Here is an 11,687-nt window from a genome sequence, read left to right as displayed (position 1 = left end):
TCACGCTGGCTTTCCAATCTCTCTGGTAAGATGGGGGATCTGGCGCTCGAGCGCGCGGGCGGCGGCGTGGAATTCGCCAGCTTCCAGGGCATCGGCCCGGGCGCGCCGGATGGCTGCCGCATCCAGCGCTTTCACCAGCGCTTGCGGGTCGACATCAATCGCGCCCGTTCGCCCAAGGATGAGATCAAGGCTGCGGTCCCGCCTTCCCTCCGTTTCGGCAACGGTGCGGATTTTCAGCACGATTTCGCCAAGGCCATAGATTGCAAAGCCGCGATCGGCCGCAGCGGCCGTACCCAGTCCGGCTTTTTCACCAAGCTGCACGAGGCGCAGAAGCCGGTGATGCAGGCGGGCGCGGCGCACCCGGGCGTTGAGCGGCCGACGGGAAACCGCCATGTCCTTCAATTCCGCCAGCATCGCCTGCACCAGCATTGCATCCCGGCGCCGTGCGTCGACCGGCATGAGGCGATAGGCGCAAAAGGCCACAGCCGGCGCCGCCAGAACCGCAGCGCCCATGCCCAGCGACTGAGTGAACGTGCCGTGAAGCGGCAGGGCGGGCTGAAGCAGAAGCAGCATGACCATATTATAGTCGAAGCCGACAAGGCGGGTGCGGCCATGCGCCATGACGAGCGCGCCGACAAGAATGAAGGGTATCATCGCCAGGGTCAGCGAAAGCGTGGAACCATCGACCAGCGGCCAGACCAGCCAGCGACAGGTCAGCGCACCGGCCACACCGAGGCACTGGCCAATCATGACATTGCGCATGAAACGCGCCGGATTCTCGAAAGTGGAGAAGAGCGAGATCATGATGGAAAGACCGAGCAGCAGGAAGGTCCCGCCGTGCCAGCCGGTGAACGCCCAGACGCCGCCGACGGCCAGCATGACGAGAAGCGCCCTCAGGGCCGCGCTTCTCGCGCCGCGCAGGTCGGCATGGAGAATGACGAGCGGGGCGGCGGCACTGTTGCGGCTGGCAGGGCGCTCGGGTGCGTCCATATGATCGGCAAGGGCCATGTGCAGCCCGGCGATACGGGATTGCCACTCGTCTTCCTGGCCAGGCAAGGCGGCAGCGGCAAGAGCGGAAAGGGCTTCTTCCTCTGCACGCTCGCGGCTCAAGGCATTGGCGGCCCGCGCCAGTGCGATGCTTTCCTCCGGGGTAAGCGTGGTCCGGTCCGGCCCCCGCAGACGCAAAAGGATATCGACCTCTGCAATGAACAGCGCGCGCGCGGTGACGACAAACCTGTGGGCCTTGCGCGACCCCGCCGCATGCGGTTCCAGCTTGCCTTCAAGCTCCGCAATATCCGCGAGCAGCCGCCGCGTTTCCTCGCGAATGCTTTCCTCGCTCCTGTTGCCGGCATCCGCCATCAGCGCCAGCAGACGGGCCGTAACCTGATGGATGACCTGGGCGAGCGCGCCTGGGCCGCCGGCCGGCGCAAAAATGAGGCCAATCACCAGTGCCACGGCGACACCGGTGGCAATCGTCAGGAAGCGATCTATACCGAGACCGACGACCAGCGCCGGGTCGCCATTGTCAAGCAGGGCGACCATCGAAGCCGAATAGCCGGAGAGGATGACGCCATAGACCAGGAAGCCGCGCACGAGATGGCCAAGCGCCGTACAAAACGCAATCCATAACGCCAGACCGACCACGAGCCATGCGACGCTGCCATTGGCGGCGAGGACCATGAGGACGCCCGCGATGACACCGACCAATGTGCCGGCAAAGCGGTAGAAGCTTTTTTCCAGCAATTGTCCGCGCACCGGCTGCGACGCGGCCCACACCGTCATGGCCGCCCATTGCGGATGCTCCAGCCCCAGCGCCAAGGCAAGAAGCAGGGCCGCACAGGCGCCAACGGCCGTTCGCACGGCAAACGCGAGCACCGCAGGATCGAGCGATCCGCCAATCCGCTTCAGAAAGCCGCTCATCACCGCTCTCCTTTCTGCATCGAATGAAGCCGGGCCTCGATACGACCGAAGACGGAGAAAAGATGCTCCACTTCCTCATCCGTGACGTCGCCCAGCATTTCGGCTTCAAGCATGGCGAGCCTGCGGTCCAGCGTCTCGAAAGCGGCCCTGCCCCGCTCGGTCAGAAACAGGCGCTTGGCGCGGCGATCCTCGGGGTCCGGCCGCCGCTCGATTTCGCCCTTGGCTTCAAGGATATCGAGAAGACGAACCAGGCTTGAGGTGTCGATTTGCATCCGTTCGGCCAGTTCCTTCTGGCTGACGTCATCACCACGACGCGCCAGATAGGAAAGCGGCGTCCAGGTCGCATCGCTGAAGCCGACCGTGGCCAGATGATCGTCGAGTGTCTGACGCCAGTGGCGCGCCAGCACCGTGAGGCGCATGCCCAGGCGAAAACGGGAAATCGCGGGATCGTTATTCATGTTTCCATCAAAATAATTTGTATGCCAATTATGTTAATAAAATGAAACCCGGCCTTTTGCAAGACCGGGTTCGCATGGCTGGCCTGCGCTGTACGCAGATTTACGCGCGCGGCGGAACGTTGAGGCCCCTGGCAGCGGCAGGCCGCTCGGAAAGGCGCTTTGCCCAGGCTTCGGTCTTCGGGAAGTCGGTGAGGTTCAGGGCCTCGGCAGCGCCGTAGCCGGTCGTCAGGCTCCGCACCCAGGGAAAGATGGCGATATCGGCGATCGTGTATTCCTCATTGACGAGGAACTGACGGTTCGCGAGACGCTCTTCCAGAATGTCGAGGAGACGGCGCGTTTCGTTGCGATAGCGCTCGGTCGGATAGGGATTGTTGGCCACCTTGTCGGCGGCATATTTGTAGAAATGGCCGAACTGGCCGAACATCGGGCCGACCCCGCCCATCTGCCACATCAGCCAGCACAACGTTTCATAGCGCAGCGCCGGGTCCTTCGGCAAAAGCTTGCCGGTCTTTTCCGCCAGATAGATGAGGATCGCACCGCTTTCGAACAGGCCGATCGGCTTGCCATCCGGACCATCCGGATCAACGATCGCGGGAATGCGGCCATTGGGATTCAGCGCCACGAAGTCCGGATGCTTCTGGATATCCGTGGAAATATCGATCTTGTGCACTTCATAGGGAAGGCCAAGCTCTTCCAGGGCGATGGATACTTTCACGCCATTCGGCGTTGCAAGCGAATAGAGTTGGATCACATCGGGGTTTTGCGCCGGAAACAGGCGCGAGACGGGAAAGGCGGACAGATCGGCCATGGCATTCTCCTTGATTGGATGCCCATTAAATAGGAAAAGGAGTGAACCATAGAAAGAGCCGGGCGGCTGCGGCTCCGGTGCAAAAAATTTGCCCGCCATCAAGTTTTATTGATAGTCAAATACTGAACAATATGTAAACCGCCGTTCGTCTTTTAAAGACAATCAAAAACAGGCATATCTAGGGCCGAAACGAGCACTCCTCCCGCAATAGCTCGTACGGAGAGACCCAATGACCACTGCCCAGAATGCGCTCGTCCTCGTCGGACGCATCCTTCTCGCCTACCTCTTCATCACCGCCGGCTTCCCCAAGCTCATGGACCCGAGCGGCACGGCCGGCATGATTACCGGCGCCGGCATGCCCGCCGCCACGCTTCTGGCCTATATCGCCGGCACGTTTGAGCTTCTGACCGGTATTGCCGTTCTCGTCGGCTTCCAGACGAAGCTCGTATCGCTTGCCCTGGCCGTGTTCTGCGTCTTCACCGCGCTCGCTTTCCATTCCGGCACGGTTGCCATCGAAGGCTGGCCGGCTGGCGCGCTCGGCTGGATCAACACGCTGAACGGTATCATGCTCGTCAAGAACTTCGCACTGGCCGGTGGCTTCCTCGTGCTGGCTGCCTTTGGCGCGGGTGCCTATTCGGTCGACGCCAAGCGCGGCGCATAATTCAGACTTCCACCGCCTGAACGAAAAACCCGCCGGATCGCTCCGGCGGGTTTTTTGCGTGACCGGAATGCCGGAAACTCAAAGCGCGGCGCGGACAGCGGCGACAATGCGCTCCACGGTCGGGTTGCCCTCGTGCTCCGGCTTGCGGGCGCGCACGAAGCAGGCTTGCGAGCGCAGGATTACACCATCCGACAGGATCTTCAGGTGGTTGGCGCGCAGCGTCGAGCCTGTGGAGGTGATATCGACAATGATATCCGCCTGTCCCGCGGCCGGGGCACCTTCCGTAGCGCCGAGGCTTTCGACGATGCGGTAAAGCTGGATGCCGTGCGAACCGGAGAAGAACTGCTGCGTCAGCCGCCAGTATTTGGTGGCGATGGCCAGACGCCGGCCGTGGCGGGCGCGGAACTCCGCCGCCACATCACCCAGATCGGCCATGGTTTCCACGTCGAACCAGATATCCGGCACGGCAACGATGACATCGGCATGGCCGAAGCCAAGGCGGGCGGCGAATTCGACACGGGCATCGGCATCCGCCAGCCCCTCGCGCACCAGATCCTCGCCGGTCACGCCGAAATCGACGGTGCCTGCGCCCACTTCGCGGGAGATTTCAGACGCCGAAAGGAAGGCGATTTCCACATCGTCCCAGCCTTCGACCCGGCCCCGGTAGGACCGGTCATTGCCGACGGCAACGATCTTCATGCCGGCGCGCTCGAAGATCGCGGAAGCGTCTTCCTTCATGCGACCCTTGGAGGGCAGAGCGATGGTAATCATGAAGAGGCCCTCGCCTTTTCGATGCGGTCCAGCCACAGCGCAAAGCCAACGGCGGGAATGTGATCCTGCGCGCCGAGCAGCGTCAGCATGCGGTCGTAGCGGCCACCGCCGGCCAGAACCGCGTGATCGCCGCGCGCCGTGATTTCAAAGACGAGGCCGGTATAGTAATCCAGCGGGCGCCCGAAGGCGGCCCGCCAGGTGATGTCGGCCAGCGGCGCACCGGCATTGGCGAAGGCGGCGACGCGTGCATCGAAACCGGTAATGGCGGCATTGAGCGGCAGGCTGGCGGCCCTGGCGAAATCGGCCAGCACGCCCGGCGCATAGCGCAGGCTGACATTCAGCGACAGGAATTCCTTCAGCGTATCGAGCTTGCCGGCATCGAGCGAGGCAGCGGCCAGAAGGCGCTTTTCCTTGAGACGGCGCACGATATCGGCAGGCGAGCGGCTGGCATTGGTGAGATAGCCGGTCTCGTCCATACGCGCGGTGATGAGCGTTTCAAGGGCGGCATCGTCGCCCTTGTCCAGCAGCGTTTCCACCTCCGGCGTCAGGCCGGCCATGGCTTCCGGCCGCGCCAGACGGGCGATCATCTTTTCCAGAAGCTCGGTCTGGCCGAAGGCACGCACAAGACGGCGCTGCCAGCCGACCGGCAGGCCAAGGGCGGCAACGACGGCCTCGAACACGGCCTGATCGCCCATCGTCACGGCGAAGGCGCGACCCGGCAGGATCTTGCCGAGGCAGGCCAGCGCATCGGCCACGACGCGCGCATCGGCGCTCGCCACATCCTTGTCGCCCAGATCCTCGATCCCGGCCTGATAGAACTCGTTCTCGCCCTCGCGGCGCTGGCGGAACACCGTGCCAAGATAGGCGTAGCGCTTCGGCGTGCCGGTGGCCTTTTCGATGTGGCGGCGGCAGACGGGAATGGTGAATTCCGGACGAAGGCAGAGGCTCTCGCCCCGCTCGCTCTCCGTCAGGAAGATGCGGCGGCGTAGGTCTTCACCGGCAATATCGAGAAAGGGTTCGGCAGGCTGAATGATCGGCGTATCGACGCGCTCCGTGCGGCGCGCGGCGAAGACATCGAGCAGCTCGCCGGAAAAGCCCGGCAGATCGGTCATCGGCATCAGTTCGCCCGCCTGCGGTCCTCGGCCTGGGCGGCGAGGATCTCCTTGACCTTTTCGACCAGCTCGGCCTCCGGAACGACGATCTGCGCCACGCGGGCTTCACGCCAGGAGGCGTTATCCTCGATCTCGCCGGCGAGGCGCTTGCCCTCGATCAGGTCCTTGATCTGCACCACGCCCTCGGCCCGCTCATCGCCGCCCTGAATGATGGCAACGGGGGCACCGCGACGGTCGGCATATTTGAGCTGGTTGCCGAACTTCTTCCAGTTGCCCTGATACATTTCCGCGCGAATGCCTTCGGCGCGAAGCTGCTGTGTAAAACGCTGGTAACGGCCCATGGCTTCGGCATCGCCATCCATGACGGTGACGAGAACGGGGGCAAGCACCTCGTCCTGACCGAGCTTGCCGAGGTTCTTCAGCGCCGTCATGAGACGCGAGACACCGATGGAGAAGCCGGTGGCCGGCACAGGCTGGCCCATGAAGCGCGACACGAGGCCATCATAACGGCCACCGCCGCCGACAGAGCCGAACACGACCTTCTCGCCCTTCTCGTTGGTCACGTCGAAGGTGAGTTCGGCCTCGTAGACCGGGCCGGTGTAATATTCGAGGCCGCGGACGACGGAGGGGTCGATCTTGACGCGACCGTCATTATAACCGGCGCCCGTGACCAGCGCGCCGATGAGATTCAGTTCCTCGACACCTTCGCCGCCCTTGGACGTGCCGGCCACGAGCGCCGCGAGGTCGGCTGCGCTGGTCGCGTAATCCTTGATGCCGACGAAGAACAGCACCTTTTCGATCTGGCTGTCATCCAGCCCCGCGCCCTTGGTGAAGTCGCCGGATTCATCCTTGCGACCGGGGCCGAGCAAAAGCTTGACGCCTTCCGGGCCGAACTTGTCGAGCTTGTCGATGGCGCGCAGAACGTTGAGACGGCGGGCGGCATTGTCGTCGCCTCCGAGGCCGATGGCCTCCAGCACGCCATCAAGAACCTTGCGGTTGTTGACGCGGATGACGTAATCACCGCGCTTGATGCCGAGCGCTTCCAGCGTGTCGGCCATCATCATGCACATTTCGGCATCGGCCTGCACGCCGGGCGCGCCGACCGTATCGGCATCGAACTGCATGAACTGGCGGAAACGGCCCGGACCCGGCTTCTCGTTGCGGAACACCCAGCCATTGCGATAGGTGCGATAGGGAAGCTGTATCTCGTTGAAATTTTCCGCGACATGACGGGCGAGCGGCGCGGTGAGGTCGTAGCGCAGGCTCATCCACTGGTCGTCATCATCCTGAAGCGAGAAGACGCCTTCGTTGGGGCGGTCGCTATCGGGCAGGAACTTGCCGAGCGCATCGGTAAACTCGATCAGCGGCGTTTCCACCGGATCGAAGCCGTAGCGCTCATAGACTTCGCGGATCTTCGCGGTCATTTCGTTGACGGCGCGAATATCGGCGGCGTTGCGGTCCACGAAGCCGCGCGGCAGGCGGGCTTTCGGCTTTTGCGGTTTCTTCTGCTTGTCACTCATTGCTTCAACCATTCGGCAGAAGGCCGGCCGCAAGGGGCGGCAGGCGCTTGAAAATCGTGGCCGTGTCTTAGAGGAACGAGCGCCTTGCGGCAAGCCGCAAGCGCGCTCGCGATTGGCAGGCGGCGGCTGATTCTGCTATCGAGCGGCATGCCTGCTGTTCCAAACGATTCCCTTGCCGCCTGGTTTACCGTCGCCTGCCCGTTCTTCCATGCCGGGGCGCGGGTGTAACATGCTGCTCGAAGCCCTGAATTATGCCGCCACATGGCCGCAGACCACGCCGGAACACCGGCCCTTCATCCGCTCCTCCGTAAATCTGTGGGCGCGTGCGGCACGCGTTTCCAGGGCGTGGCGCGACCATGAGGACAATTGCAAGCGCGCCGTGCTGTTCAAGGCGAAAGACCTGAAGATGCGCCGCACCGCCGTCATTCTCGGTTCCGGCCTTCTCCGCGATGTGCCGCTGGAAATGCTGGCGCGCGCCTTCGATACCGTGGTGCTGGTGGATCGCGTGCATCTGGCCTCCGTGCGCCTGTGGCTGGCCGCAAAGAAGCTGCCCAATGTGAAGCTCGTGGAACGCGACCTTTCCGGCTATGACGACCTGAAAGCGGGCAAGGAGCCCGAACCCTTCGCCTTCCTTCGGCTGGTGCCCTATCTCGATTTCGTCGTTTCCGCCAATCTTGTCTCGCAGATCGGCATCGGCGTGGCGCGGCGGCTGGAAAAGGAAGCGCCGGGCGCGATGCCCGCCGATACGGTCCACCGGCTGATTGCCGCGCATCTCGACGGGTTGAAGGCCCTGCCCTGCGACACCTGCCTGCTGACCGATATTTCCTTTTCCGTGATTGACCGCAACGGCCATACCCACGAGCAGCAGGATCTTCTGGCGGGCATTTCTCCACCGCCTTCCTTTGCAAGCTGGGACTGGCCGGTGGCGCCGATGGGCGAGGAAAGCCCGGATTATCAGGTGATGCACCGCGTCATCGCGACGTGAGGCCGCAGTGCGAATGCTGCCTTGCTTCCGCCCAGAAGGTGGTTAAGCTGATGGCCATGCGTTTCATTACACTCGCCGCCATGTTCATCGCCTGCCTCGTCTACGGCTTCATGCCGGCTCAGGCGAGCGTGAGCATGAATGCGCCTGTGACGGTGAGCGATGTGCACGCCGGCCATCATGACATGGAAATGGGACAGACCCACATACGGCCCTACAGCGACCCCTGCCCGCATCGCGGCGGACCGGTTCACGGCTCCTTCTGCGCCGCTTGCCTTGCAATCGTGCCGCAGCCGGATCTTGCGCGTGACGGACGCCCGCCCTTTTCCTGGCCGCGCCCGGATGCGGGTCGCGAACTGGTGGCCGAGGCACCCGCGCCTGCGGACCCGCCTCCCCGCGCCTGAAGACAGACCTTCCAGATTACCAAACCGCCGGAATTCCGGAAAAATCTAACCCTTTCAAGGGAATGGAATATCATGTCTATCAGAACCGCAATTGCCCTCACCGCCCTTCTCATCGCAGCACCGGCCTTCGCGCAGGATGCCCACAAGACCCATGACATGGGCGGCATGAAGATGAGCGACGACGTCGTCATTCAGGCCTACGAAAAGGCCAATGCCAAGATGCACAAGGACATGGCCGTCAAACTGACCGGCGACGCCGATGTCGATTTCGTCCGCGGCATGATCCCCCATCACCAGGGCGCCATCGACATGGCCAAGGTGGTGCTGGAACATGGCAAGGACCCGGAAATCCGTAAGCTGGCCGAAGGCGTCATCAGCGCCCAGGAGGGCGAGATCGCCTTCATGCAGGACTGGCTGAAGAAGCACGGGAAGTAACACGGGTGGCCCGCCCCCTTCATCCTGGGGGCGGGCCTTCCCTTTCACCCGTCGCACTCCGCTTCAAACTGCGGTAAAATCGCGCCATCGAAATCCACAGGGTGTTTCGCGCATGGCCCGCCAACTAACCACCATCGGCCTCGATGCCGACGATACGCTCTGGCAGAATGAGCAATATTACCGGCTGACAGAAGAGCATTTCCGTGGACTGCTGGCCGATTACGCCACCGGCGACGATGTTTCGGCCCGGTTGCTGGAAGCGGAAAAGCGCAACCTTGCCCATTACGGTTTCGGCATCAAGGGCTTCACGCTTTCGATGATCGAGACGGCATTGGACGTGACCGAGGGCCGTGCGCCCGGCGCCGTGATCGGCGAAATTCTCGCCATCGGACGCGATCTGCTCAGCCATCCGGTCGAAACCATGCCGGGCGTCGGCGATGTGCTGGAAAGCCTCGCCGGTTCCCATGCGCTCGTTCTCATCACCAAGGGCGACCTGTTCGATCAGGAGCGCAAGCTGGCGCAATCAGGGCTGGGCGATTTCTTCCACGCGGTCGAGATCGTTTCCGACAAGAACGCCGCCACCTACCGGCGGCTGTTCTCCAGGCATGCCGATACGCCCGAACAGGCGATGATGGTGGGCAATTCGCTGAAATCCGATGTGGTGCCGGCGCTGGCGGTCGGCGCCTGGGGCGTTTTCATTCCCCATGCGCTGACGTGGATTCTCGAACATGTCGAGAAGCCTTCAGATGCACCGCGCTTTCGCGAATTGCCGGAGATCGCCGACCTCGTGCCGCTGATCCGCGATATCGACCAGAGTTAGACGGGGCGGACGAATTCCATCCGCAGCCGCTCCACCTTCGGCCGGCAATGGCAGCCTTCGATGTGGTCGTTGACCATGCCCATGGCCTGCATGAAGGCATAGACGGTGGTCGGGCCGACAAAGCTCCAGCCGCGCTTCTTCAAATCCTTCGACAGCCGCACCGAGGCGGGCGTGGTGGGATTGGCGCGCAGGGTTTCCCAATCGAACACCACCGGGCGCTCCTCCGGCTTCGGCTCGAAGCGCCAGAAATAGCGGGCGAGCGAGCCGAACTCGGCCTTCATCTCCACGGCGCGGGCGGCGTTGTTGATGGTGGAGCGGATCTTGCCGCCGTGGCGCACGATACCCTTGTCTTCCAGCAGGCGTTCCACATCGCGGTCGTCGAAGCGGGCCACCGCCTCGAAATCGAAACCGGCAAAGGCCGCGCGGAAATTGTCGCGCTTGCGCAGGATGGTGAGCCAGGAGAGGCCCGACTGAAACCCTTCGAGGCAGATCTTTTCGAACAGGCGGTGATCGTCGGTGACGGGACGTCCCCATTCCTCGTCGTGATAATGCCGATAATCCTCGAGATTGCCGTGCCAGAAACAGCTCACGATGCCATCCTCGCCCGTAATCAAACCCGTCTTCTTCTCTTCCACCATGTGCGAATCTCCGTTTGCGGGCATGTTTACCATTTGTTCACCCATTTTCCAAACGGGTTGCTAACCTTGCCAGACGGTTTACGGCAGGCGCCGCCTTTTAATGAACCGGCGTTTACCATTCGGATGGGGTGAAGTGCGACGATCCCACCAACGGGGCATGAGCGACCTGCTTTTGGTGCCCCCATTTCGGTGAATGTAGCGAGTCGATCCGATGAACAGATCTTTCCTTCTTCTTGCCGCCGGCCTTGTGGCCGGTGTCGCCCAGCCGGCGCTGGCCAATGACCGTTACGGTACCCGCCCGCCGGTGATCGTGAATTCCGAACTGACCGCGCCCTGGGTCAACCAGCTCGGCGGTGGCGGCATTCGCCCTCAGGTCTATGCGCCGCCGCGCCGCGTGCAGCCGCAGGCACAGTATTACCAGCAGCAGCAGGTTCAGCCCTACTACCAGCAGCGTCAGACCTATCAGCAGCGCCAGCCCGCACCGCTTCCGGGCGTTTACGGCACGCAGCAGCCCCGCGCCGCCACCGTACAGCAGGCCGCCGTGCGCCCGAACGCGCCGATCGGCGGCATCGAGCCGCAGTTCCTGCCGCAGACCGTGTCCTATCAGACCACCGAAAAGCCCGGCACGATCGTCATCGATACCAATAACCGCTTCCTCTATCTGGTGCAGGAAGGTGGCCAGGCCAAGCGTTATGGTGTCGGCGTCGGCAAGCCCGGTTTTGAATGGGCCGGCGTCCACAAGGTGACGCGCAAGGCCGAATGGCCGAGCTGGCATCCGCCGGAAGAAATGCGCTCGCGCGAGGCTGCCAAGGGCCACATTCTGCCTGTGAAGATGGAGGGCGGGCCGGAAAACCCGCTCGGGGCGCGGGCCATGTATCTCGGCTCCACGCTTTACCGCATTCATGGCACGAATGCGCCCTGGACGATCGGCAACGCCGTATCCTCCGGCTGCATCCGCATGCGCAACGAAGATGTCACCGATCTCTATGAACGGGTCAATGTGGGTACCCGCGTCATTGTCCAGTGACGGCACTACCACCGGACGATGATGCGAGGCGGGGAGGATGGCGAAAGCCACCTCCCCTATTTTTTGGTGTTCAATCACAGGTGGTTTGACGAAAACCGCTCGTGTTCGTAGTGTTTCGACCTGTTTCAAAC

At 62.8% G+C, this 11,687-nt stretch carries 13 protein-coding genes; 6 read left to right on the top strand and 7 right to left on the bottom strand.

The features are described 5' to 3' along the window. The 3 genes from GGQ66_RS13990 to GGQ66_RS13980 form a co-directional block, all read right to left on the bottom strand. The gene (locus GGQ66_RS13990; RefSeq protein ID WP_183793345.1) at positions 1–1,920 is read right to left on the bottom strand and encodes an FUSC family protein; all 1,920 of its coding nucleotides are present in this window, start codon (positions 1,918–1,920) and stop codon (positions 1–3) included. Continuing rightward, on the bottom strand, positions 1,920–2,378 hold the full coding sequence (locus GGQ66_RS13985) for a MarR family winged helix-turn-helix transcriptional regulator (protein ID WP_183793344.1): 459 nt from the start codon (positions 2,376–2,378) through the stop codon (positions 1,920–1,922). The genes GGQ66_RS13990 and GGQ66_RS13985 overlap by 1 nt, the downstream gene beginning before the upstream one ends. Before the next feature lie 100 nt (positions 2,379–2,478). After that, positions 2,479–3,186 (bottom strand): glutathione binding-like protein, encoded by a 708-nt coding sequence (locus GGQ66_RS13980; protein ID WP_183793343.1) that lies wholly within the window; start codon positions 3,184–3,186, stop codon positions 2,479–2,481. Positions 3,187–3,415: 229 nt separating this feature from the next. On the opposite strand from GGQ66_RS13980, the gene GGQ66_RS13975 reads away from it, so the two are divergent. Further along, positions 3,416–3,847, top strand: coding sequence for a DoxX family protein (locus tag GGQ66_RS13975; RefSeq protein WP_183793342.1), 432 nt, complete (start codon positions 3,416–3,418; stop codon positions 3,845–3,847). A gap of 78 nt (positions 3,848–3,925) precedes the next feature. Here GGQ66_RS13975 and hisG read toward each other — a convergent pair whose 3' ends face one another. Genes hisG through hisS form a run of 3 tightly spaced genes read right to left on the bottom strand, consistent with a single transcriptional unit; the run spans position 3,926 to position 7,250 of the window. Continuing rightward, complete coding sequence (gene hisG / locus GGQ66_RS13970; protein WP_183793341.1) at positions 3,926–4,618, bottom strand: ATP phosphoribosyltransferase; 693 nt, start codon at positions 4,616–4,618, stop codon at positions 3,926–3,928. Beyond that, the gene (locus tag GGQ66_RS13965; protein ID WP_183793340.1) at positions 4,615–5,736 is read right to left on the bottom strand and encodes an ATP phosphoribosyltransferase regulatory subunit; all 1,122 of its coding nucleotides are present in this window, start codon (positions 5,734–5,736) and stop codon (positions 4,615–4,617) included. Before GGQ66_RS13965 ends, hisG begins: the two co-directional genes overlap by 4 nt. Next, positions 5,736–7,250 (bottom strand): histidine--tRNA ligase, encoded by a 1,515-nt coding sequence (gene hisS / locus GGQ66_RS13960; protein ID WP_183793339.1) that lies wholly within the window; start codon positions 7,248–7,250, stop codon positions 5,736–5,738. The genes GGQ66_RS13965 and hisS overlap by 1 nt, the downstream gene beginning before the upstream one ends. Positions 7,251–7,479: 229 nt before the next feature. On the opposite strand from hisS, the gene GGQ66_RS13955 reads away from it, so the two are divergent. From GGQ66_RS13955 to GGQ66_RS13940, 4 genes are all read left to right on the top strand, one after another. Beyond that, positions 7,480–8,235, top strand: a complete 756-nt coding sequence (locus tag GGQ66_RS13955) for a hypothetical protein (protein ID WP_183793338.1) — start codon at positions 7,480–7,482, stop codon at positions 8,233–8,235. Positions 8,236–8,285: 50 nt separating this feature from the next. After that, positions 8,286–8,636: a hypothetical protein gene (locus GGQ66_RS13950; protein WP_183793337.1), complete on the top strand. Its 351-nt coding sequence runs from the start codon at positions 8,286–8,288 to the stop codon at positions 8,634–8,636. Positions 8,637–8,708: 72 nt separating this feature from the next. Next, positions 8,709–9,071 carry a CopM family metallochaperone gene (gene copM / locus GGQ66_RS13945; protein ID WP_183793336.1) on the top strand — a complete coding sequence of 121 codons (363 nt, stop codon included), beginning with the start codon at positions 8,709–8,711 and terminating at the stop codon, positions 9,069–9,071. Between the two features lie 112 nt (positions 9,072–9,183). Further along, a complete protein-coding gene (locus GGQ66_RS13940) occupies positions 9,184–9,891 on the top strand; it encodes an HAD family hydrolase (RefSeq protein WP_183793335.1) in 708 nt (235 codons plus the stop codon). Here GGQ66_RS13940 and GGQ66_RS13935 read toward each other — a convergent pair. Continuing rightward, a complete protein-coding gene (locus tag GGQ66_RS13935; protein WP_183793334.1) occupies positions 9,888–10,529 on the bottom strand; it encodes a DNA-3-methyladenine glycosylase I in 642 nt (213 codons plus the stop codon). The genes GGQ66_RS13940 and GGQ66_RS13935 overlap by 4 nt on opposite strands. A gap of 211 nt (positions 10,530–10,740) precedes the next feature. Between GGQ66_RS13935 and GGQ66_RS13930 the strand changes: the two genes are divergently transcribed. Then, positions 10,741–11,556, top strand: a complete 816-nt coding sequence (locus GGQ66_RS13930; protein ID WP_183793333.1) for a L,D-transpeptidase — start codon at positions 10,741–10,743, stop codon at positions 11,554–11,556. Positions 11,557–11,687: the final 131 nt, after the last annotated feature.

Source organism: Allorhizobium borbori (assembly GCF_014196535.1).
GTDB classification, from domain to species: domain Bacteria; phylum Pseudomonadota; class Alphaproteobacteria; order Rhizobiales; family Rhizobiaceae; genus Ectorhizobium; species Ectorhizobium borbori.
This window is presented reverse-complemented; position numbering and strand designations above follow the sequence as displayed.